At 71.6% G+C, this 21,664-nt stretch carries 27 protein-coding genes; 5 read left to right on the top strand and 22 right to left on the bottom strand.

The window, feature by feature from the left end:
- Window positions 1–36: 36 nt before the first annotated feature.
- Window positions 37–2,151, top strand: coding sequence for an MMPL family transporter (locus tag AC2YHB_RS03225; protein WP_487353459.1), 2,115 nt, complete (start codon window positions 37–39; stop codon window positions 2,149–2,151).
- A 162-nt stretch (window positions 2,152–2,313) separates the two neighbouring features.
- A complete protein-coding gene (locus AC2YHB_RS03220) occupies window positions 2,314–3,126 on the top strand; it encodes an alpha/beta fold hydrolase (protein WP_036547365.1) in 813 nt (270 codons plus the stop codon).
- Window positions 3,127–3,206: 80 nt separating this feature from the next.
- On the opposite strand, the gene AC2YHB_RS03215 is transcribed toward AC2YHB_RS03220, so the two are convergent.
- From AC2YHB_RS03215 to AC2YHB_RS03190, 6 genes are all read right to left on the bottom strand, one after another.
- Window positions 3,207–3,569 (bottom strand): hypothetical protein, encoded by a 363-nt coding sequence (locus AC2YHB_RS03215; protein WP_487353458.1) that lies wholly within the window; start codon window positions 3,567–3,569, stop codon window positions 3,207–3,209.
- Window positions 3,570–3,598: 29 nt separating this feature from the next.
- Entirely contained in the window at window positions 3,599–3,838 is a 240-nt protein-coding gene (locus AC2YHB_RS03210) for a hypothetical protein (RefSeq protein ID WP_487353457.1), read from the bottom strand.
- Between the two features lie 118 nt (window positions 3,839–3,956).
- Window positions 3,957–4,523 carry a polyhydroxyalkanoate synthesis regulator DNA-binding domain-containing protein gene (locus AC2YHB_RS03205; RefSeq protein ID WP_487353456.1) on the bottom strand — a complete coding sequence of 189 codons (567 nt, stop codon included), beginning with the start codon at window positions 4,521–4,523 and terminating at the stop codon, window positions 3,957–3,959.
- 144 nt (window positions 4,524–4,667) lie between these two features.
- The gene (locus AC2YHB_RS03200; RefSeq protein ID WP_487353455.1) at window positions 4,668–4,913 is read right to left on the bottom strand and encodes a hypothetical protein; all 246 of its coding nucleotides are present in this window, start codon (window positions 4,911–4,913) and stop codon (window positions 4,668–4,670) included.
- Window positions 4,914–5,024: 111 nt separating this feature from the next.
- Window positions 5,025–6,110, bottom strand: coding sequence for a hypothetical protein (locus tag AC2YHB_RS03195; protein WP_487353454.1), 1,086 nt, complete (start codon window positions 6,108–6,110; stop codon window positions 5,025–5,027).
- A 96-nt stretch (window positions 6,111–6,206) separates the two neighbouring features.
- Window positions 6,207–6,431, bottom strand: a complete 225-nt coding sequence (locus tag AC2YHB_RS03190) for a hypothetical protein (protein WP_487353453.1) — start codon at window positions 6,429–6,431, stop codon at window positions 6,207–6,209.
- A gap of 164 nt (window positions 6,432–6,595) precedes the next feature.
- On the opposite strand from AC2YHB_RS03190, the gene AC2YHB_RS03185 reads away from it, so the two are divergent.
- Window positions 6,596–7,039: a PaaI family thioesterase gene (locus tag AC2YHB_RS03185; RefSeq protein ID WP_036547368.1), complete on the top strand. Its 444-nt coding sequence runs from the start codon at window positions 6,596–6,598 to the stop codon at window positions 7,037–7,039.
- 131 nt (window positions 7,040–7,170) lie between these two features.
- A complete protein-coding gene (locus AC2YHB_RS03180) occupies window positions 7,171–8,736 on the top strand; it encodes a GAF domain-containing sensor histidine kinase (protein ID WP_207009089.1) in 1,566 nt (521 codons plus the stop codon).
- On the opposite strand, the gene AC2YHB_RS03175 is transcribed toward AC2YHB_RS03180, so the two are convergent.
- From AC2YHB_RS03175 to AC2YHB_RS03100, 16 genes are all read right to left on the bottom strand, one after another.
- Window positions 8,717–9,010, bottom strand: coding sequence for a hypothetical protein (locus AC2YHB_RS03175; protein ID WP_179649612.1), 294 nt, complete (start codon window positions 9,008–9,010; stop codon window positions 8,717–8,719). The genes AC2YHB_RS03180 and AC2YHB_RS03175 overlap by 20 nt on opposite strands.
- Window positions 9,007–11,076, bottom strand: a complete 2,070-nt coding sequence (gene flhA, locus AC2YHB_RS03170) for a flagellar biosynthesis protein FlhA (RefSeq protein WP_487353452.1) — start codon at window positions 11,074–11,076, stop codon at window positions 9,007–9,009. The genes AC2YHB_RS03175 and flhA overlap by 4 nt, the downstream gene beginning before the upstream one ends.
- Before the next feature lie 219 nt (window positions 11,077–11,295).
- Entirely contained in the window at window positions 11,296–12,414 is a 1,119-nt protein-coding gene (locus AC2YHB_RS03165) for an EscU/YscU/HrcU family type III secretion system export apparatus switch protein (RefSeq protein WP_179649616.1), read from the bottom strand.
- Window positions 12,414–13,181 carry a flagellar biosynthetic protein FliR gene (locus AC2YHB_RS03160; RefSeq protein ID WP_179649618.1) on the bottom strand — a complete coding sequence of 256 codons (768 nt, stop codon included), beginning with the start codon at window positions 13,179–13,181 and terminating at the stop codon, window positions 12,414–12,416. Before AC2YHB_RS03160 ends, AC2YHB_RS03165 begins: the two co-directional genes overlap by 1 nt.
- 14 nt (window positions 13,182–13,195) lie before the next feature.
- Entirely contained in the window at window positions 13,196–13,465 is a 270-nt protein-coding gene (fliQ, locus tag AC2YHB_RS03155; protein ID WP_036547376.1) for a flagellar biosynthesis protein FliQ, read from the bottom strand.
- Between the two features lie 11 nt (window positions 13,466–13,476).
- Window positions 13,477–14,256, bottom strand: coding sequence for a flagellar type III secretion system pore protein FliP (gene fliP / locus AC2YHB_RS03150; RefSeq protein WP_051932417.1), 780 nt, complete (start codon window positions 14,254–14,256; stop codon window positions 13,477–13,479).
- On the bottom strand, window positions 14,253–14,705 hold the full coding sequence (locus AC2YHB_RS03145) for a flagellar biosynthetic protein FliO (protein WP_051932418.1): 453 nt from the start codon (window positions 14,703–14,705) through the stop codon (window positions 14,253–14,255). Before AC2YHB_RS03145 ends, fliP begins: the two co-directional genes overlap by 4 nt.
- A 5-nt stretch (window positions 14,706–14,710) precedes the next feature.
- Window positions 14,711–15,514 (bottom strand): flagellar motor switch protein FliN, encoded by an 804-nt coding sequence (fliN, locus tag AC2YHB_RS03140; protein ID WP_179649620.1) that lies wholly within the window; start codon window positions 15,512–15,514, stop codon window positions 14,711–14,713.
- Window positions 15,511–16,437: a flagellar motor switch protein FliM gene (locus tag AC2YHB_RS03135; RefSeq protein WP_036547381.1), complete on the bottom strand. Its 927-nt coding sequence runs from the start codon at window positions 16,435–16,437 to the stop codon at window positions 15,511–15,513. Before AC2YHB_RS03135 ends, fliN begins: the two co-directional genes overlap by 4 nt.
- A 129-nt stretch (window positions 16,438–16,566) precedes the next feature.
- A complete protein-coding gene (locus AC2YHB_RS03130; RefSeq protein WP_308645579.1) occupies window positions 16,567–17,004 on the bottom strand; it encodes a flagellar basal body-associated FliL family protein in 438 nt (145 codons plus the stop codon).
- Window positions 17,001–18,020: an OmpA/MotB family protein gene (locus AC2YHB_RS03125; RefSeq protein ID WP_179649622.1), complete on the bottom strand. Its 1,020-nt coding sequence runs from the start codon at window positions 18,018–18,020 to the stop codon at window positions 17,001–17,003. The genes AC2YHB_RS03130 and AC2YHB_RS03125 overlap by 4 nt, the downstream gene beginning before the upstream one ends.
- Window positions 18,020–18,787: a motility protein A gene (locus tag AC2YHB_RS03120; protein ID WP_036547383.1), complete on the bottom strand. Its 768-nt coding sequence runs from the start codon at window positions 18,785–18,787 to the stop codon at window positions 18,020–18,022. Before AC2YHB_RS03120 ends, AC2YHB_RS03125 begins: the two co-directional genes overlap by 1 nt.
- Window positions 18,784–19,107 (bottom strand): flagellar FlbD family protein, encoded by a 324-nt coding sequence (locus AC2YHB_RS03115; protein WP_179649624.1) that lies wholly within the window; start codon window positions 19,105–19,107, stop codon window positions 18,784–18,786. The genes AC2YHB_RS03120 and AC2YHB_RS03115 overlap by 4 nt, the downstream gene beginning before the upstream one ends.
- 124 nt (window positions 19,108–19,231) lie before the next feature.
- Window positions 19,232–20,080, bottom strand: coding sequence for a flagellar hook-basal body complex protein (locus AC2YHB_RS03110; RefSeq protein ID WP_036547385.1), 849 nt, complete (start codon window positions 20,078–20,080; stop codon window positions 19,232–19,234).
- 29 nt (window positions 20,081–20,109) lie between these two features.
- Window positions 20,110–20,607 (bottom strand): flagellar hook assembly protein FlgD, encoded by a 498-nt coding sequence (locus AC2YHB_RS03105; protein ID WP_036547388.1) that lies wholly within the window; start codon window positions 20,605–20,607, stop codon window positions 20,110–20,112.
- A gap of 18 nt (window positions 20,608–20,625) precedes the next feature.
- Entirely contained in the window at window positions 20,626–21,108 is a 483-nt protein-coding gene (locus AC2YHB_RS03100; protein ID WP_179649626.1) for a flagellar hook-length control protein FliK, read from the bottom strand.
- Between AC2YHB_RS03100 and AC2YHB_RS03095 the strand changes: the two genes are divergently transcribed.
- On the top strand, window positions 21,101–21,604 hold the full coding sequence (locus tag AC2YHB_RS03095) for a hypothetical protein (RefSeq protein WP_179649628.1): 504 nt from the start codon (window positions 21,101–21,103) through the stop codon (window positions 21,602–21,604). The two genes, AC2YHB_RS03100 and AC2YHB_RS03095, sit on opposite strands and share 8 nt — an antisense overlap.
- The last annotated feature ends 60 nt before the right edge of the window (window positions 21,605–21,664 follow it).

The following is a 21,664-nucleotide window of genomic DNA, read 5'->3' as shown; positions in this document are numbered from 1 at the left end:
CAGACAAGGAGCGGCCGCGACCACTAGTTTCCGGCCATGCTCCGTCGCATCGCCGACCTGACCTGGCGGCGGCCCCGGTCGATCCTGCTGGGCGCCCTCCTCTTCGCCGCACTCGCCGGGTTCTTCGGCCACGACGTCGAGCACCACCTGAAGGCCGCCGGCTTCACGGACCCCGACTCCGAGAGCGAGCGCGCCGCCGCGGTCCTCCACGACGCGCTCGGGCACGGAGCCGAGCCCGGGCTCGTCGTACTCGTGCGGCCCAGGGACGGCGGTGCCCTCGACCTCAGCGACTCGACCGTGCGCGACGAGGTGCTGCGCCTGGCGGAGGAGCTGCGCGGATCGCGGTACGTCGGCCACGTGCCCGACCCGTTCGAGACGCCCGGGCTGATCGCCAGCGACGAGCGGTCCGTGCTGCTGCCGGCGCAGCTCACCACGACGGACCTCGAGGACGAGGGCGGCCTCGCCGACGAGTCGGTGCGCCAGCGGGTCCGCTCCGACATCGTCGACGTCGGCTACGCGGGCTTCGCGCCGGGCTTCAACGAGGTCAACGACCAGACCCGGCGCGACCTCACCCGGGCCGAGCTGATCGCGTTCCCGTTGCTCGGGATCCTGCTTCTCGTCGTCTTCCGCAGCGTGGTCGCGGCGGCCGTGCCGCTGCTGCTGGGCGGCCTGTCGATCCTGGGCACCCTGCTCGCGCTGCGGATCATGGCCGCCCTCGTCGACACCTCGCTGTTCGCGCTCAACATCGCCACCGCGCTGAGCCTGGGGCTCGCCGTCGACTACGCGCTGCTGCTCGTGTCGCGGCACCGCGAGGAGGTCCTGGTCCACGGCCACACGCTCGAGGCGCATCGCCGGGCGGTGGCGACCGCGGGTCGGGCCAGCCTGTTCTCCGGCCTCACCGTGGCGGCCGCGATGGCGGCGCTCATGGTGATGCCGCAGCGCTTCCTCTACTCGATCGGCGCGGCGGGCGCGGCGGTCGGCGTCCTGTCGGCCGTGATGGCGGTGGTCGTCGTACCGGCCCTGCTGGCTGCGCTCGGCCCGCGCATCGACGCGCTGTCCATCCGGAAGGGTCCCTCGCTCGCCGCCACCTCGGACCGCTGGTTCCGGCTCGCGCACGCGGTCATGCGGCGGCCGGTCCTGGTCGCCGTGGCGACGACCGTGGGCCTGCTCGCGCTCGCCGCACCGCTCGTGGCGACGACGCTGACCGGGCCCAGCGCACAGGCGGTGCCGCCCTGCCAGCAGTCGTACGAGGTCAACCGTGCGATCGAGGACCAGTACGGGCGGGCGTTCACCGAGGCCACCTCGATCGTGGTGCGCGGTGACGTCGACGACGACGCCCTGGCGGCCCTCGCGAACCGGGTCGGCGCGGTCCCGGGCGTCGAGTCGGTCGCGCCGTTCGCCCGTGCCGACGCCGATGTCGCCTGGACGACGGTGGTCCTCGACGCCCCGGCGCTCGACGAACGGGCCCAGGACGCGGTCCGCGGCATCCGCGCGGTCGACGGTCCCGGGGAGATGCTGGTGTCGGGCAACACGGCCCGCTTCATGGACGAGAAGTCCAGCCTGATCGGCCACGCGCCCCTGGTCGTCGCGCTGATCGTGCTCCTGATCGTCGTCCTGATCTTCCTGCTGACCGGCTCGGTGATCCTGCCGCTGAAGACGCTGCTGATGAACGCGCTCACCCTGGCGGCGGTCCTCGGCATCCTCGTGCTCGTCTTCGAGCGCAAGGTCGGCACCCAGCTCCTCGACTACCCCGGTCCGTACGCCGTCGAGGTGACCAGTCTCGTCTTCCTGTTCGCCGTCACCTTCGCGCTCGCGACGGACTACGCCGTGCTGGTGATGGCGCGGATCAAGGAGCTCCACGACGGCGGCCTGCCCAACGAGGAGGCGGTCGCCGAGGGCGTGGCTCGCACCGGCCGGATCATCAGCGCGGCCGCGGTGATGATCGCCGTCGTCTTCCTCGCCTTCGCGGTCAGCCCGGTCTTCTTCATGAAGCAGATCGCGGTCGCCATGGCGCTCGGCGTGCTCATCGACGCGACCATCGTGCGGGCCCTGCTCGTGCCCGCCCTGATGCGCCTGCTGGGCGAGGCGAACTGGTGGGCGCCGGCGCCGCTGCGCCGCGTGCAGGAGCGCTTCGGCATCCGCGAGGGCTGACCTCCGTCACGGGCGTGCCCGGATCCGGGATGTGACCCTGACCACACCCCTGCCGCTGGGACGGGTGCTTGCGCGCAGCTAGCACCGGACCTACTCTCGGTATCCGCAACTCCTAGTTGCACCTAAGTCGCACCAGCGTCGGTGCGCGGAATCGAGGTCACCATGCTCGCCCACGAACGCATCGGATCGGGAGAACCGCTGGTCCTCGTCCACGGCATCGGACACCGCCGGCAGGCGTGGTACCCCGTGGTCGACCGGCTGGCCGAGCACCGTGAGGTGATCCTGCTCGACCTGCCGGGCCACGGCGAGTCGCCGGCCCTCGTGCCCGACGGCCGGCCGATCAAGGACCAGCTGCACGACGTGCTGGTCGACTTCTTCGCCGAGCAGGGCCTCGACCGCCCGCACATCGCCGGCAACTCGCTGGGCGGCCGGATCGCCCTCGAGGCCGCCGCCGACGACCTCGTCAGCAGCGCCACGACGCTGGCCCCGGCCGGCTTCTGGCGCGGCAGCCTCGACTTCCTCTACATCCGGGCGGTGTTCGTGGCCCTGACCGGCGCCGCCACGCTGCTCGAGCCGGTCGCCCCGGCGGTCATGCGGACGGCCCCCGGCCGGGCCGCCGCGATGGGCCTGCTGATGACCCACGGCGGTCGCCTCGACGCCGAGCGCGCCCTCGGCGACGTCCGGGGCCTGATCCACGCCAAGCCGGCGCTGCGCACCATCATCGACGGCGGCGAGCCCTTCGACCGCCCGATCGACCCGTCGATCCCGGTCACCGTCGCGTGGGGCACCCGGGACCTCGTGCTGCTGCCCTACCAGGCCACGCGCGCCCGCAAGGCGCTGCCGGACGCCACGCACGTGACCCTGCCGAAGTGCGGCCACGTGCCGATGGTCGACGACGTCGACCTCGTCGTCGACGTCCTCCTCGAGGGCTCGAACCACCCGCGCCTGGGCCAGGCGCGCTACGACGTCGCCTGAGCCGGCCCCGCCCGCACACGCGCACGAGCGCCCGGACCGTCACCGGTCCGGGCGCTCGTGCGTTCAGGCTGCGCCGGGCGTCACTTCGACAGCTTGGCCAGCTTGCGGGTCTGCTTGCCCAGGTCCTTGACCTGGTCGCGCACGCCGTCGACGTCCTCGCGCGACGGTACGACGGCCTTCGCGGCCTTCTTCGTCCGCTTGCGGGCCTTCGTCTCGACGTCGCCGGCGGTGTCCAGCAGGTCGTCGAGGATGTCCTTGGTGGTGTCGACCAGGCGCGAGAGGTAGTCGGTGATCGCGTGGTCGGACTTCTTCGAGGACTTCTTCGCGGACTTCGCCGGGGCCTTCGGGCTCGCCTTCGTGGTGGCGGCCTTCGTGGCCGGGGCCGTCGTCGAGCGGGCGGGCGCCTTCCGGGCCGGTGCCTTGCGGGTCGTCGTGGTGGTCATCGTCGTCTCCTCGGTGTCCGCGGCGCCGGTCACTTCGCGACCTTGGCGAGCTTCTCGGTCTGCTTGCCCAGGTCCTTGATCTGGTCCCGGACGCCGTTGATGTCCTTCTTCGAGGGGACGACGGCCTTGGTGGCCTTCTTGCCGTTCTTCCGGGCCTTCTTCTCGAGCTTGCCCGCCGTGGAGGTGAGGTCGTCGAGGAGGTCCTTGGCCGTGTCGACCAGGCCGGTGACGTAGTTCGTGACCTGCTTGTCGGTGCTCTTCTTCGCCATGATCGTGCTCCTTGCTGAGGTGGGTGGCGGTCCTGCCGATGCCTCAACTTTACGCAGAGCGTAGATCATTACGCAACGCATTGTGACCCACATCACTATGCGGTGCGTAATTCGTGGGTCAGGCGTCGTCCCTTGCCGGGGCGTCGGCCGCCTCGTGGGCGTCGATCCGGTCCTGGACGAGCAGGGAGACCGCGGCGGTCAGCTCCGAGATCTGGCTGCGCAGCTCGGCGATCTCCTGCTGCTGGCGCTCGATCTCGTCGGCCTCGGCGGACCTCGCCCGCTTCCCGCCCTCGGCCTTCTTGCCGGCCTTGTCGCCAGCCTTGTTGCCGGCCTTCCTGCCACCGGCCTTCTTGCCTCCGGCCTTCTTCTTCGGCCTCTCCTCCGGTGCCGCCGTGCGGCTGTTGCCGGTGGCCTCGTCGACCAGCTGCTGGGCGATCTGCCCCGGTGCGCGGAGCAGCCCGGCCAACAGGTCGGTGCCGCCACTACCGCCGCGCACGCGTCGACCGAGCACCTGTGCGAGCACCTCGTCGGTGCGGTCGTCGCCGGAGTCGTGGTCGCGCACGACGAAGCGGATGCCCTTGTCGAGGAGGCCGGACAGGTCGTCGAGGGTGGTGAACTGCCGCAGGGCGGTGTCGTAGAGCTTGCGGTTGGCGTAGCGCTTGATGACGCGCGGGTCGTCGGTCACGGGTGGGTCCCTTCCTCGGAGGTCTCGAACTCTACGCGCGCGCTACGCGTCGCAGAAGGTCGCGGAGTGCTGACGTGCGAGAGCGCCCGTCCGGTCCTCGACCGGCGGGCGCTCTGGCGGGTGGTGCGGGCGGCGCGGGATGGCTCACTTGCCCTTGCGGACCTTGGCGAGCTTCTCGGCCTGCTTGCCCAGGTCCTTGATCTGCTTCTGCAGGTCCTTGACGTTCTGCTTCGACGGTACGACGGCCTTCGTGACCTTCTTGCCGTTCTTCTTGGCCTTCTTCTCCAGGTCGCCGGCGGTGGAGGTCAGGTCGTCGAGCAGGCTCTTGGTGGTGTCGACCAGGCCGGAGACGTAGTTCGTGACCTGCTTGTCGTTGTTCTTCTTCGCCATGACGGGCTCCTTCGGGTGTGGTGGGCGGGTGACGCTTGTACGAGGACGAGATTACGCAGTGCATAGTGTTTTACGCAACGCATTGTGACGGTCGTCACCGGTCGCGGGTGGTCAGTGGCCGAGGAGCCGGGCCACGGCCTCGGCCTTCGCCGGCTCGTGGGTGAGGTGCTCGACGAGGAAGACCTGGAGCTCGCCGACCAGGAAGCCGAGGACGGCGCCGACCGCGATCAGGGTCCGCTCGTCGGCCTGGAACGCCGGGCGCAGCACGCCCTCGAACTGCTCGGGCGTCATCTGGGCCATCTTCTCCGACATCAGCGACTCGATCTGGAGCCGGTCGTCGAGGTAGCCGTAGGACTCCGCCAGCAGCGCGGGCAGCACGGCCACGAACTCCTCCGACGTCGTGTGCGCCATCGGGCCGACCTGGGCGATGTCGAGGCCGACGCCGGCGGCCTCCCGGACCGGCCGGGTCACGGCACTGCCGAGGACGCCGAGCACCCCGCCGAAGGTGAGCTCGCCGACCCCGAGCTCGTCGAGCTCGCGAGGCGCGAGTCGGCCGAGCTCGCGGCGTACGTGCTTCTCGATGTCCACCAGCTCGGTGCGCAGCGCGTCCTGCACCAACGGGGCGACCAGGTCGACCATCTTCTGCTGCGAGGGCCCGTTGAACATGCTGCGGACCACGCGCTCGGAGGTGAGCACGCGAGTCGCGATCAGCCGGCCGTACTCCTCCGACACCGAGATCCGGTGCTTGAGGAACAGGCCCTGCCAGGTGACGAGGCCGAAGTACCTCTTCGGCTCCTTCGGGTTGAAGATCAGGCGCAGCGCCGCCCAGTCGGTGAACCATCCGATGAAGAGGCCGAAGACCGGCATCACGAAGGGCGAGTGCGTCGCCGCCCACAGCACCGCCTGCAGGATGCCGATCGCGAAGCCGAACGCCAGTCCGCTGCGGCGGATGAACCGGAACTCCAGCTTGCCGACGTCGAGGAACATCGACTCGAGGATGTCGGGGTCGGACAGGAACTCCTGGGTGACCATCTCCTGCAGGTCGAAGACGTCGTCGATGTTCTTGCGGATGGTCTTGACGAGCTTGGGGACGAGCTCGATCGCGGTGTCCTGGGCGCGCTGGACGACCAGGTCGCGGGCGGGACCCGGCAGTACGTGCCACAGGGCCGGCTGGTACTCCTCCGCGACCAACGGCACGATCCGCGCGATCTCCTTGCGCAGTGGCCGGTCGATCCGCTTGGCGAGCTCCTTGCCGTCGACCTTGCTGACGATGTCGCCGGCGGAGACCAGTGGTCAGGTCAGCGTCTCGCAGAGCACGGCGACCATCTCCGGTGCCCGGCGCGGGATGATGCCCTGCCAGCCGAACGGCCTGATGCCCCTGTACGTGTGGGGCCGGAACATCATCTTGATCGCGACCAGCTTGGTGAGGTAGCCGATCAGCCCCGCCAGGAAGGGCATCGAGGCGTAGATCCACCAGTTCGTCTGGACGTCGTCGACGATCTCCGACCATTCGCGCACGTCTGGGAACCTCCTGCCGCGGCCGCCCCATGAGGCCGATTTCGGGAGTATGGCAGTGACGGCAGTCACACGGCACTGTTCATGTCGACAGCGCGACGGGCCGCCGCTGTGCGTGCGGCACGGGTGCTCCGACGGGGGCCGTGGGCGTCCACTACGTTGAGCCCGTGGCCACACCCGAGGAAGTCACCGCCCACGTGCGGACCATGATCCCGATCTTCGACGCCATGCAGGTGGAGATCGTCGAGGCCGGCCGGACCACGGTCGCCGCGCGACTCCCTTCGGGTCCGAACGTCAACCACTTCGGCACGACCTACGCCGGGTCGCTGTTCTCCGTCGCCGAGGTGCTCGGCGGGGTCTACGCCAGCACGTCGCTCGTGCTCGAGGGCGCCGTACCGCTGGTCAAGCAGGTGACCATCGACTTCCTGCGCCCGGCGACGACCGACGTCGTCGCCCGCGCCACCCTCAGCGAGGAGACGATCGCCCGCGTGCTGGCGGAGACCGAGGCCACCGGCAAGTCCGACTTCGTGCTGGACGCCGACGTCACGGACGAGCAGGGCACCGTCGTCGCCCGGACCCACGGCCTCTACCAGCTGCGCCGACTGGGCTGACGGGACCGTCCGACCGGGCCCCGAGGACTCAGGTCCAAGGTCCCGGTGCCGATACCGGTCTCGACTCGCGCGCGCTGGTTACCGGAAGCGATAACCTGACGCCGGAGGGAACGCAGGGGAGGGGACACCTGATGGACCTGGAGCTGCCGCCAGAGGCGCGCGCACTGCTGGACGCGATGGTCGCCATCGGGTCCGACCTGGACCTGCGCGGCGTACTGACGCGGATCGTCGAGGCCTCGTGCCGCCTCACCGATGCCGAGTACGGCGTCCTGGGCATCGTCGACGACGAGGGGGCCTTCACCGACCTGGTCCCCAACGAGGCGGTCGCGACGCAGTTCGCCGGGATCGGCCGGATGCCCGAGGGCCACGGCCTGCTGGGGCTGGTGCCGCGCGAGCGGCGCGCCATCCGCGTCGACCACGTGGCCGACCACCCCGTCTCCACCGGGCAGTTCCCGCCCACGCACCCCCTGGTCGACAGCTTCCTCGGCGCGCCCGTCCTCGTCGGCGACCAGGCGTTCGGGCACCTCTACCTCGGCAACAAGCGCGGCGGCGAGGGGTTCACCACGACCGACCAGGCCCTGGTCGAAGCGCTCGCCCGCGCCGCCGGCGTCATGATCGACAACGCGCGCACCTTCGAGCAGGTCGAGTGGCGGCGCCGCTGGGTGGCCAGCACCGCCGAGGTCGGCAGCGACGTCTCCGGCACCCTGCGCGTGCAGGAGGCGCTCGACGAGCTGGTGGTGTCGCTGCGGGAGCTGTGCGGCGCCCGGCTGGTCGCCTACGTGCGTCGTGACGGCGAGCTCCTCGAGATCCGTCAGGTCGCCGGCGAGGGCGACGCCGCGGCCGTCGCCGAGCGGCTCAGCGCCGAGATCCGCGACGTCGACGGCTCGGGCGTCCCCACCCGGATCCACGCCGGACCGGGGCGGGCCACGCTCGTCGTACCCGTGCAGACCCGGCTGGCCGGCTCCGGGGTGATCATCGTCGAGGAGGCCGAGGAGAGCCCGTCGCTGCGGGGGATCATGCTCGACCTCGTGGCCGTGACCGCCGTGCAGGTCGGCCTGATCCTCGATCGTGACCAGGCCCTTCGCGACCGCGCCCAGCTGCTCGTCGCCAAGGACCGCGACCGGATCGCGCGCGACCTCCACGACCTCGTCATCCAGCGGCTCTTCGCCACGGGGATGCAGCTGCAGGGTGCGCGCGACCTCGACGCCTCCGCGCTGCGCAGCCGGGTCGACGGCGCCGTCGCCGAGCTCGACGTGGCGATCAAGGAGCTGCGCGCCGCGATCTTCGAGCTCGGCACCGGATCGGGGCGACCGCTGCTCGACGAGGTCCGCTCGCTGCTCGGCGAGTACGCCGGCATCCTCGGCTTCCAGCCGGTGCTGAGGGTCTCGGGGCCGGTCGACCGCGCGCTCGTGCCCGAGGCGGGGACCCACGTGCTGACCACGCTGCGCGAGGTGCTGTCCAACGTCGCCCGGCACGCCGGGGCCTCGTCGGTCTCGGTGGAGCTCACCGCCTCGTCGGCGTGGTTCCGGGTGCGCGTGACCGACGACGGCGTGGGCTTCGACCCCGGCCGCGTCGTCAAGGGCCACGGCACCGGCAACATCCGGGCCCGCGCCGCGGACCTCGGCGGTCACGTCACGGTGACCTCGTCGCCCGGTGCCGGCACCGTCCTGGAGTGGGTCATCCCGGCGGTGGGCTGACCTCCGGGTCTGCCTGGTCCGGGATCTCGGCGGTCTCGACCGCCGGTGTCGCGGGCTCGCCGGCCACCAGCGGCCACGCCGCCCGTAGCACCGCCATCAGCGCCGTGCAGCCGGCCAGGACCACCACGAAGCGCACCAGTGCCTGGTCCGGCGTGAGCAGTCCCTGCCCCGCCCGGTACGCCGCCGGCGCGGACACGACCGCGGCGACGAACAGCACCCGCAGGTCGATGAGGGCGGGCGTGTCCGGCACCGGCCGGCGCTTGCGCGCGCTCACGGGTGGGCCCCTGCCGCGAGCAGCGCGGGATGCGCGCCGCTGGCACCGACCACCCCGACGGAGCGGACCTCGCGTGCGGCCCCGAGCTCGGAGTAGGCGAGCACGGGGAGCCGGTCGACGGCAGGTGCGACGAGGCGTCGTACCGCGGCGCGGATCTGGGGCGCGCAGACCAGGACCGGTCGCACGCCGTTGTTCTCGGCGGCCTGGGCGGCCTGGACGAGGCCGAGCAGCACGTTCTGCGCGGTCTCGGGATCGAGCACGATCACGGATCCCTGCTCGGTCGGCCGCAGCCCCTCGAGCATCTGCTGCTCGAGAACCGGCTCGAGGCTGATCGCGTGCAGGGCGCCGTCGACGACGTACGGCGCGGCGAGCGACGGGTCGAGCGCGGCACGGGCCGCCTCGACCAGGCCGTCGTGGTCCTTGGACACCGAGGCGCGCACGGACAGCGCCTCGAAGATCGAGACCAGGTCGCGGATCGGGATCCGCTCCTCGAGCAGGGAGCGCAGCACGCGCTGCACCTCGCCGAGGGGGAGCTGGGTCGGCGTGAGCTCCTCGATCACCACCGGGTGGCTGCGCTTGACGATGTCGGTGAGCAGGCGGACGTCCTCGCGGCCGAGCAGGCGGCTGGCGTGGTGGTGCACGACCTCGGACAGGTGCGTGGTGACGACCGACGCCCGGTCGACCACGGTCGCGCCGCCGATCTCGGCCTGGTGCCGCAGCTCGGCCGGGATCCACTTCGCCTCGAGGCCGAAGACCGGCTCCTGCGTGGGCGTTCCGGGCAGCGAGCCGAGGAAGTCGCCGATCGCGAGCACGGTCCCGCGCGGCGCCTCGCCGCGCGCGACCTCGGCGCCGAAGAGCGTGATCGCGTAGGTATTCGGCGGCAGCTCGAGGTTGTCGCGGGTGCGGACCGGCGGGATCACGATGCCGAGCTCGCCGGCCACCTTGCGGCGCAGCGCCTTGACCCGGTCGAGCAGGTCGCCGCCGGTTCGGGTGTCGACGAGGTCGATCAGGTCGGCCGACAGCTCGAGCCCCAGCGGGTCGACCCGGATCTCCGCGACCAGGGCCTCGGGGGAGTCCGGCGACTCGACGAGCTCCGCCGCGGCGGCGGCCTCCGTCGTCGTACTCGCGGCCGAGTCGTCGATCCGGCTGGCCGCGATCAGCATCGCGCCTCCGGCGACGAGGAAGGGGAGCTTGGGCAGGCCGGGGATCACGCACAGCGCGAGCGCGCCGAAGCCGGCGACGCGCAGCGGCATCTTCCGGGCGAAGATCTGGCCGACGATGTCGGAGCCCATGTCGGAGTCGGCGACCGAGCGGGTCACGATCAGGCCGGTCGCGACGCTGAGGAGCAGGGCCGGGATCTGCGAGACCAGGCCGTCGCCGATGGACAGCAGCGAGTAGGTGTTGATGGCGTCGCCGAACGGCATGCCGTACTGCGCGACGCCGATCGCGAAGCCGCCCAGCAGGTTGACCAGCGTGATCACGATGGCCGCGATGGCGTCACCCTTCACGAACTTGGACGCGCCGTCCATCGCACCGTGGAAGTCCGCCTCCGCGTGCACCTCGGCCCGCCGCCGCCGCGCCTCCTCCTCGTCGATGAGCCCGGAGTTGAGGTCGGCGTCGATCGCCATCTGCTTGCCGGGCATCGCGTCGAGGGTGAACCGCGCCCCCACCTCGGCGACGCGGCCGGCGCCGTTGGTGATGACGACGAACTGGATGACGAGCAGGATCGAGAAGACGATCAGGCCGACGATGAGGGAGCCGCCGACGACGAAGTGCCCGAACGTGTCGATCACCTTGCCGGCGTACCCGTCCAGCAGGACCAGCCGGGTCGCGCTCACGTTGAGGGCCAGCCGGAAGAGGGTCATCACCAGGATCACCGACGGGAAGGCGGCGAAGTCGAGCGGGCGGTGGATGAACATCGCGACCATCAGGACCAGCAGCGCACCGGTGATGTTGAGGGCGATCAGCAGGTCGAGCATCATCGCCGGCAGCGGGACCACCAGCATGACGACGATGAGCACGATGCCGAGGGGCACGCCGAGCTTCGTCAGCGACTTCACGGGCATGGGGCGTTCGGGCCTCTCACGACAGAGCGAGCGCCGTCCGTGGCACTACGAGTGGCGCCGTCCTGTCGCCGGGGGTCTGATCGGCAGGGTGGGGCTGGGGATGAGGGGTTGACGCCCTGCAGGAATCCCCGCCGGAGCGGGGAAACTCGCGGTTGATGACGGATGCAACCGTCAACAAGCGCAGGAATCCCCGCTCAGCCGGGGATTCCTGCACCCCCTTCACCCCCGCCGCCGAGCTCGGGCCACGACCTCCGGCAGCTCATCGGTACGACGAGGGGTGCGGTGCTCCCCGCCGTACTGGCCCGCGTTCCGGCGGCTCAGCACGAACGCCAGCACCTGCGCGACGGCCGCCCACAGCTCGCGGGGGATCTCCTGGCCCACCTGGCAGTGGCGGTAGATCGCGCGGGCGAGGGGCACGTCCTGGACGAGCGGGATCCGCTCCTCGGCGGCGCGCTCGCGGATCCGGGCGGCGATGGCGCCGGCGCCGCGGGCGACGACCCGGGGGGCGCCCTGCTCGGGGTCGTACCGCAGCGCCACCGCGACGTGGGTCGGGTTGACGAGCAGCACGTCGGCGGTGCCGACGTCGGCGATCATCCGGTTGCGGGCGGCGGCGAGCTGGCGGCTGCGGATGGCGCCCTTGAGCATCGGGTCGCCCTCCGCCTGCTTGTGCTCCTGCTTGATCTCGCTGTGGCTCATCCGGGTCTGCTTGCCGATCCGGCGGCGCATCATCGCGTAGTCGGCGGCGGCCATGACCAGGCCCGCCACGGCGACCGTGGTCAGCAGGTGCGAGACCTCCGCGGTCGCGGTCGCGATCACCGTCTGGATGGGCAGCAGCCCTCCGACGAGCGGCATGATCGAGCGGATGGCGCCCCACGCGAGGAGCCCGACGACGGTGCTCTTCCCGAGCACCTTCACGCCCTCCCACAGGGCGTGCGGGCCGAACAGCCGCTTCGCGCCCTGGAACGGGTTGAGCTTCTTCGGGTCCGGCTTCGCGAGCTTGGGGGAGAGGTAGAAGCCGCCCTGCGCCAGCGCGGACACGACGCCGACGACCAGCACCATCGAGCCGAGCACGACCAGGGTGATCAGCACGTGGCGCGCCGCGTCGCCGAGCATGCCCAGCGCCAGCGGGATCGAGGGCTGCTCGGCCGCGCGCAGGTGGGTGCTCATCATGGTCCGCAGGGCGTCGCCCTCGCGGTCGAGCAGCGGGCCCATCGCGAGCGTGACGACGAGCAGGCCGAGCCAGCCGCCGAGCTCGGGCGTGCGGGGGACCTGGCCGTCCTTGCGGGCCTGCTTCTTCCGCTTCGGTGTGGGCTTCTCGGTCTTCTCCTGGTCGCTCATCAGCCCGCTCCCGCCATGGTCGCCATCGCCTCGTTGGCGAGCTCGACCAGGTGCTCGACCGCACCCGGCAGCATCGGGAATGACATCCCGAGCAGCAGCAGGGTCAGCCCCACCTTCGCCGGGAACATCACGTTCAGCGCGTTGAGCTGCGGCGCGACCTTGGTCAGCAGCGCGAGGGCGAGGTCGGCGACGAAGAGCACCGCGATCATCGGCAGCGCCATCTGCACGGCCACGGTGAAGAACATCGAGAACGCCGTCACCAGGACGCCGTCCCAGTCGGTGATGTCGGGCAGCCCGGTCAGGGGCAGGTACTTGAACGTGCTGAGCAGGCCGCCGATCACCAGCAGGTGGCCGCCGGTCGCGAGCAGCAGCACGGTGGCGAGCATCTGGTGGAAGCGGCCGAAGACGGTGTTCATGTTCATGCCGAGCGGGTCCCACGCGGAGGCGAGCGCGAAGCCGCCGAAGAGGTCGATCAGCGAGCCCGCAGCGCCGACGGCCGAGAAGAGCAGCATGGTCACGAAACCCATGCCCAGCCCGATCAGCGCCTGCGCGGTCGTCGCCAGGACCAGCTCCGGCGTCGTGGTCGGCAGCGTCGTCTCCGCCAGCATCGGTGCCATCGACAGCGACAGCCCCAGCGCCAGCACCACCTTCGCCATCGCGGGGATGCCCCGCGTCGAGAAGGGGGGTACGACGGCCAGCCACGCCACCACCCGCACCGACGCGAGCAGCAGGGCGGTCAGCGCCGCACCGTCCACGGAGAGCACCACGACGTCGTACCTCGTCAGACCAGCAGGTCCGGGAGGACCTCGAAGAGCTCCACCGTGAAGGCCATCAGGGTGTGCAGCATCCAGTTGCCGCAGAAGAGCAGCGCGATGCCGACGCCCACCAGCTTGGGGACGAAGGACAGCGTGAACTCCTGGATCTGCGTCATCGACTGGAACAGCGAGATCGCGAAGCCGATGACGAGCGAGGTCGCCAGGATCGGCGCCGACAGCTTGAGCGCCACCAGCATGGTCTTGAGGGCGATCTCGATGATCGCGGTGTCGGTCATGGCGTCACCACCTAGCCGCCGCCGTACGAGGCGACGAGGGACTTGATCACGAGCGCCCAGCCGTCGACCATCACGAAGAGCAGCAGCTTGAACGGCAGCGACACCATCACCGGCGGCATCATCATCATGCCCAGGCTCATCAGCGCCCCGCTCACGACGATGTCGATGACGAGGAACGGGATGAAGATGATGAAGCCGATGATGAACGCGTCCTTGAGCTCCGAGAGCACGAAGGCCGGGATCAGCGTCGCCGTCGAGACCTCCGTGCGGTCGTCGGGCAGGTCGCGGTCCGCGACGCTGGTCAGGAGCATCAGCTCGTCGTCGTCGGTGTTGTCGAGCATGAACGCGCGCAGCGGCTCCATGCCGTCGTGGAAGGCCGCCGACGTGGTCTTGTCCCCGTTGAGATAGGGCTGCACCCCGGCGTCGTTGATGTCGCCGAGGACCGGGCCCATGATGAACAGGCTCAGGAAGAGCGCGAGGCCGGCCAGCACCTGGTTGTTCGGTGTCTGCTGGAGGCCGAGCGCGTTGCGGGTCAGGCCCAGCACCACGAGGATCTTGGTGAAGCTGGTGCAGGTCAGCACGATCGCCGGCAGCAGGCTCAGCAGGGTCAGCGCGAGGAAGACGACGAGGCTGTTGCTCGGCTTGTCGGTCAGCCCGGTCAGGTCGATCTGCACGGAGCTGTCGGTCCCGGGACCCTTCGGGCCGCCGGGCCCCTTCGGGTCCGCCATCGCCAGCGCGAGGTGGTGGACCACGTGCTGGGCGACGTGGGGGACGTGCTGGGCGAGGGTCACGACGCCCGCTTCCCGCTGACCGCGGCGAAGGTCTGCTTCCAGGTCTGCGCGGACAGCAGCGACCCGGCGAGCGGTCCCTCGTCGGTCCGCGCCGCCTTCGCGACCTGCGGCGCGTCGGGGGACTCCTCGTCACCGGGTACGACGTCCAGCGCGTCCGCCGTGAGGTCGAGGCCGACCTCGTCCGGCTCCACCTCGGCGAGCAGGGTGACCTGCTGCTCGGTGGTGCCGAGGACCAGCACGCGGGTGCCGACGGCGACGACGGCGACGCCCTGGCCGCGGCCCAGCGCCTGGCGGTGGACGACCTGGATGGCCGCGCCGTTCGTCGTACGGAAGCGTCGGCCGGCGAACCGGGCGATCAGGAGCAGCAGACCGACGACGACGGCGAGTGATCCGAGCAGCCGGAGGAGCAGGCCGCCGATGCTCGGGTCGGCGGCGGAGAGGGCCAGCATCGCGGTCAGGCCGTGGCCGCGGCGTCGAGGATCTCGGTGACGCGCAGGCCGAAGTCCTCGTCGACGACGACTACCTCGCCGCGAGCGACGAGGCGGCCGTTGACCAGCAGGTCGGCCGGGCTCCCGGCGGCGCGGTCCAGCTCGAGGACGGCGCCGGGCGTGAGCGCGAGCAGGTCGCGCACGGTCATCCGGGTGCGGCCCAGCTCGACGGTCACCTCCATGTCCACGCCGTGCAGCAGCTCCAGCCCCCGCGGTACGACGGCCGCGGGCCCGGTCCCGAAGGCGGGCACGAACGGCTCGGGAGCAGCGGCCGGCTCGACCGGCGCGGCCACCGCCTCGGCGGCGGGGTCGGCCGTGATCGGCTCGCGCGCCCCGGCGAGGGTCGTTGCGGGCACGAGGACCGCACCAGCGATCCCGGTGCCGATCAGCGGGACGGTGCTGAACTCCCCGCCCAGCACGGCGGCGATGTCGAAGTCGTCGGCCTCCAGGTCGAGGGTGCTCGCGGCGCGGGCCCGGGCGCCGAGCCGGTGGGCGGCCGCGTCCAGCGCGGGCTGCACCGCAGCGGCGACCTCGAGGCCGCCGAGCGGGCTGGAGGCGAGCGCGTCGACCAGCTCGCGGCCGACGAGGACCGCGACGACACCGGGCACGCCGCCGTCGAGCTCGGCGACCGCACCGCCGGCGAAGGCCGCCGCGACGTGCGGCGAGCCGGGCTGGACGGGGCCGAGCACCAGCGGGCTGACCGACGGCAGGACGGCGGCTGCGGCCTCGGCGACGGCCTCGGCGAGGGCCTCGGGGGTGGTGGCGGTCATGGGGTCTCCTCGGGCGTGGTGACGATGAGCGCGGCCAGTCGCTGGCCGCGGGCTCCGGGGGTGGCGTGGGCGAAGGTGCTGCCGTCGACGCAGACGTCGAGCGGTGCGGACGCGGGGTGCTCCAGGCGGACCACCGAGCCGGGCTCGAGCGCGGCGAGCACGCCCGGGTCGAGCGTGATCGGGCGGAAGCGGACGGCGACGGACACCGGCACCCGGTTGAACTGCTCGTGCAGCAGCTGCGCCGACTGGGCGCGCTGGGCGCGCTCGCGGTCGGACATCGCGCCGCTGCCGGACGCGTTGGCGAGGTGGGGGAGCAGGCCGCTGAACGGCAGGCAGACCGACATCTGGTGGGCGCGCTCGCCGATGCGCAGCTCGAGGCTGACCACGACCATCACGTCGGCGGCGGCCGCGACCTGCGCGAACTGCGGGCTGTACTCGATCCCGCTGACGACGGGCTCCAGCGCGACCAGGCCCTCCAGCGAGTAGCGCATCTCCCCGAGCAGCCGCTCGACGAGGCCGCTGATGACGCCGTCCTCGATCTCGGTCAGCGGGCGGTCGGGCTGCTCGTCGGAGCCCGGCCCGCCGAGCATGTGGTCGAGGCAGGACATCGTCGCGAACAGCGGGATCTCCAGCACGCCGGTGCCCGGGATCGGGTCGGCGGTGAAGAGGGTCATGTACGTCGACGGGCCGAGGCTGTCGACGTACTCCGCATAAGTGCGCTGCTCGATGCCGACGAGGGCCACCGTGCAGACCGTGCGCAGCGAGCTCGTGAAGACGGTCGTGGCCTGGCGCGCGAAGCCGTCGAAGCCCAGCTGCAGGGTGCGCTGGTGCTCGCGGCTGAGCTGGATCGGCCGACGGAAGTCGTACGGCGTCGGCTCGGTCGTGCGCGCACGACGCCGGGGCCGTTGCGGGGCGAGGGTCACGACTGGCCCATCGTCGGAGCGCGGGGTGACCTGAGGGGTCGCCCCGGCACCGGACGGTCAGGGTCCCGTGGTCCCGAATGACTACGGAGGGTCCCGGGGACGGTCCCGGGCCGGTGGCCGGTCGGCCGGCTACTGGGTCACGAACTCGGTGAAGTACACGTCCATCACGTCGCCGTGGTAGCGGTGCTCCAGCTCCTCCTCCAGCTCCTTGCGCAGCTTCTCGCGCGCCCCCGGGTTGTTCACCTCGGCGACGGGGAGCCCGCTGAAGATGCCGATCGCGGCGTCCATCGCCTGGCTGCCGTCGGCCTCGTGCGCGCTCGTGGTGAGCTGCAGGGCCATGCCCAGGCGCAGGTAGTGGCCGCCGGAGAGGTTCACCTGGATCGCCTCCAGGGGCATCACCTCGCCCGGCTGCGGCTTGCTCGGGCCGGAGGGCTTGAGGAAGAAGAACCAGCCGGCGCCGGCGGCGACGGCGAGCACGAGCACGCCGACGACCAGCATCTTCGCCTTGCCCTTCGGGGCCGGGGCGTCGGTGGGCGCGGTCGGGCTCGGGGCGATGGTGGTGCTCACGGGAGCTCCTCTCGGGTGGTGGCGGGGCGGCCCGCTGCCGTGGGACCGGCTTCGCCCGTGCGGCGGTCGGCCGCGCTGGTGTCGGGGTCGTCGAGGCCGGCCTCGCGGCGGATCTCGTCGTACGCATCGCTCATCAGCGCCCGGGTCTCGGCGGGGGCCTGGCTCAGGACCACGATGTCGACGCGCTTGTTGACCTTCTGGGAGCCGGCCCGCGCGGGGTCCACGAGCGGCTTGGTGTGGCCGAAGCCGGTGGCGCGCAGGCGTCCGGCCCGGATGCCGTGGACCTCCTCGAGCCGGCGCAGCACGTGCACGGCCCGGGCGAGCGAGAGCTCCCAGTCGGTCGGGTAGTACTTCGGCTTCACCTTCTCCTGGTTGGTGTGGCCGTCGAGCTCGACCGGCTCCGTCAGCTCGGCGAGCACCGGCGCCAGGGTGTCGACCACCCGGCGGCCGCGCTCGGTCAGCTCGGCGACGTTCGGCTCGAAGACGACGTGCTCGGACACCAGGCTGACGACCAGGCCGCGGTCGTCGATCGTGGCGCGGACGTCGTCGCGCAGACCCTGCTTGCGCAGCGCCTTGTCGATGCGCCCCCACACCTTCAGCAGCCGGTCGACCTCGACCTTCGCCTCGCCCGAGGCGCGTTCGTTCCGCAGCCGGTCGGACTCCTGGAGGACCTTGGTCATCGTCTCGCGCTGCGACTCCGGGACCTGCGCCAGCAGCATCTCGTACGACGCATCGCCAGGCTCGTTCACGCCCTCGGAGTTGCTGACCGGGCTGGCGCCGTTGAGGATCGAGTCCTCGCGGCCGAACCCGACGGCGAGCCCCTCCTTGAGCTGCTCGTACTTCTTCTCGTCGACGGTCGACATGGCGAACATGACGATGAACAGCACCATCAGCAGGGTCACCATGTCGGCGTACGTCACGAGCCAGCGCTCGTCGGCGTGGGCCTCGCCGTGGTCGTCGTCGTGGTGGTGCCGCTTGCGGGGCGGTCCGTGCCCCTTGCTGGCTCCGGCGGACATCAGGCGGCCTCCGCCTCGGCGCTGGTGGTCAGCAGGGAGCGCAGCTTCTCCGCGACCAGGCGCGGGTTCGCGCCGGACTGGATGGCGGCGACGCCCTCGACCGCGAGCTCCATCCGGGCCGCCTCGAGCTCACCGATCCGCTTGAGCCGGTTCGAGATCGGCAGCCACACCACGTTGGCGGACATGACGCCCCACAGGGTCGCGACGAACGCGCCGGCGATCAGGTGGCCGAGCTCCTCCGGCGACGCCAGGTTCTCGAGCACGTGCACCAGGCCCATGACGGTGCCGATGATGCCGATCGTCGGGGCGTAGCCGCCGGCGTCGCTGAAGAACTTCGCCGCCTGCTTGTCGTCGCGCTTCTTCGCGCGCAGCTCGGCCTCGAGGATGTCGCGGACGTCCTCGGGGTCGGTGCCGTCGATGGCCATGGTGACGCCCTTGACCAGGAACGGGTCGTCGATCTCGCGCAGGCTGTCCTCGAGCGCCAGCAGGCCCTCGCGGCGGGCCCGCTCGGCGAGGGTCACGACCTGCGGCACGAGCGTCTCGGCCGGCTCGACCGAGCCGGTCATCGCCCGCTTCACGTTGCCCACGGCGGCCTTCGCGTCGGCCATCGTGCCGCCGGCGACGGTCACCATGACCGTCGTACCGAGCACCAGGAGCATCGGCGGCAGCAGGATGAGGCTCATCGGGTTGCCGCCCTCGAGCACGTTGGCGCCGACGATGATCACCAGGCCGAGGACGATCCCGACCGGCGTGGCGATGTCCTTCACGGGGTCACTCCTCGCTGGCGGTCGGTGCGGTCGGGCGTGCGGCCGGTGCGCTCGGTGCGCTCGGGCAGGGGTACGGCGGTCAGGCGCGTCGGGCGCGGCCGCACCGGCGGCAGCGTGGCGGCGTCCGGCAGCGCGGCCCGCGCGACGATGGCGGCGCGGTAGTCGACGACGGCCGCGAGCACCTCGTCGAGGGACTCCGACACGAGGTACTTCGTGCCGTCCACCAGGGTCACCACCGTGTCGGGGGTGCAGTCCACGCGTTCGACGAGGTCCGCGTTCAACAGGAACGTGGTCCCCGAGAGTCGGGTCAGCGAGATCACCGCGGCACCTCCGTGTGCAACTGGTCGAGCGGTCGAGCGGTCGTGCCGTCCGTGGCACTCCGCCGGTTCCATCGGCCGGACGGGTGCGGGTCTGAGCGGTGGACGCAGGCTGGGCCCTAACGACTCAGCGCTTGATGTTGACGAGCTCCTCGAGCACCTGGTCGCTGGTCGTGATCACCCGCGAGCTGGCCTGGAAGCCGCGCTGGGCGAGGATCAGGTTGGTGAACTCGGCGGACAGGTCGACGTTGGACATCTCCAGTGCACCGGCCATGATCTGGCCGCGCTGGCCCTGGCCGGCGACGCCGAGCTGGACGGCGCCGGAGTTGGCGGACTCGCGGAAGGCGGTGTCGCCGATCTTCTCCAGGCCCATCGGGTTGGTGAAGTCGGCGACGGCGAGCTGGCACACGTCGCGCTGGACGCCGTCGGAGAAGACGCCGCGGACCTTGCCGTCGGCCGCGATCGAGTACGACGTCAGCTCGACGCCCGGCGGCAGCGAACCGTCGATCATGTGCAGGTCGACGTCGACCGGCGCACCCGTCGGCAGGCCGGCGGCGTCGAGGGCGTAGCCCTGCACCCGCATGCCGTTCGGCGCCACCAGCACGCCGGTCTGGTCGAAGGTGAACGCACCCGCGCGGGAGTAGACGTTCTCCGCGCCGTCGCGCAGCACGAAGAAGCCGTCGCCCTGCAGCATGATGTCGGTCGGCCGGCCGGTGAGCTGCGCCGAGCCCTGGCCGAAGTTGGTCGACGTGGCGGCGAGCTGCACGCCCAGGCCGATCTGGATCGGGTTGGTGCCACCGCGCTCGGCGTTGCCGCCCGACGCCGCGGTCAGCATCTGGCTGAGCGTGTCGGAGAAGACGGTGGTGCTCGCCTTGAAGCCGGTGGTGTTGGCGTTGGCGATGTTGTTGCCGGTGACGTCGAGCATGGTCTGGTTGACGCGGAGGCCGGAGATGCCGGCGAAGAGCGAACGAAGCATGGTGGTTCTCCTTCTTGGGTCAGGCTGGGTCAGGCGGTGGTGGACGGGGTACCACTAGGTGGCACGTAGGTGCCACCACTGCTGGTGGTGGGCGCCTTGATCGTGGGTGCGTCGCCGACGCTGATCACGTCGGTGATCGGGACCTGCTTGCCGTCGACGCTGAGGACGGGACCGCTGGCGAGGTAGGTGGTGCCCTGCACCTTGCCGCTCTGCTCGGCGCCCGCGTCGTCGTACCAGCGCACGGTCTGGCCGATCAGCGAGCTCGCGCCGAACGCCAGCTGCGTGCTGAGCAGCATCGCGGACTGGTCGGCGACGTCCTGCATCTTCTCCAGGGCCGTGAACTGCGCGGTCTGGGCGAGGAACTGCGAGGAGTCGGTGGGGTTGAGCGGGTCCTGGTACTTCATCTGGGCGACCATCAGCTGCAGGAACATGTCCTTGTCGCCGCTCGTCGCGGTGGGCGCGGTCCCTCCGGTGCTGGCTGCTCCGGTGACGCCGTAGCTGACGCCCTCGGTGGATCCGATCGACATGGTGCCTCCTGGTGGTGGTCAGACGGTGCGGTCGAGGCGACCGGCGACCGGGGTGGTCTCGATGGGGTACGACGCCCGCTGCGGCTCCTGCCGCCGGGGCTGCTCGCGGGGCTGCTCGCGCGCGGCGCGGCCGTCCTGGGCGTCCTGGCGGTCCTGCCGGGCCTGCGCCCCCGAGCGGGCGTCGGTGTCCGGGCCCGCCTGCGGTGACGGCGTGGTCGAGGGCAGCAGGGGTGCGAACGGGTCCCGGACGGTCACCCGCGCCTCGGCGCCGGTCCGCTCGAGGAGCCGCTGCAGCTCGGGGGCCTCGCCGGCGAGCGCCCGGTGCACGGCCGCCCCCTCGATGCCCTCCCCGCCGGCGAGCCGGACGTGCACCGCCCCGTCCTTCACGACGAGCGTCACGCGCACCTCGCCGAGCTGCTCGGGCTGCAGGGTCAGCGTGATCCGGTGCGTCCCGTTGGCCGGTCCCGCGCTCCCGGGCGGCGTCGCGGTCACCGTGCTCACGAACCGCGTCACCTCCGGGAACACCTGCTGCACCACCGCCTTCGTCACCGCCGAGTTGGGCGTTCCGACCGCCGAGTTGGCCGTTTCGACGGTCGACTTGGCGGTTTGGTCGGTCGAGTTGGCCGTTTCGTCGGTCGAGTTGGCCGTTTGGTCGGTCGACTTGGCTGTTTCGCGCGCCGAGGCTCCGGAGACCGACTCCGCACCGGCGTCGACCGGGCTGAGCGCCGAGGTGAGGCCACCGGCGGGCGCGCCGTCCGTCGTACGACGGGAGGCCGGAACGCCCGACTCGGCGGCCGGAACGGCCAACTCGGCGGGCGGAACGGCCAACTCGGCGGACGAAACGGCCAACTCGGCGGACGAAACCGCCAACTCGGCGGGCGGAACGGGCAAGTCGATCGACGAGACCGGCACGTCGACGCGAGTGACCGGCAAGTCGACCGGGAGGACCGGCAAGTCGGCGGGGGAGGGGGTGGCCGGGGTGGGCGCCGCCGGTTGAGCGGTCGCGGTTGCGGATGCGGGGGTGGGGGCGACGGCGAGCGTGCCCGCGAGGGCGGCG

The organism is Nocardioides sp. SRI_004, assembly GCF_057586415.1.
This window is presented reverse-complemented; position numbering and strand designations above follow the sequence as displayed.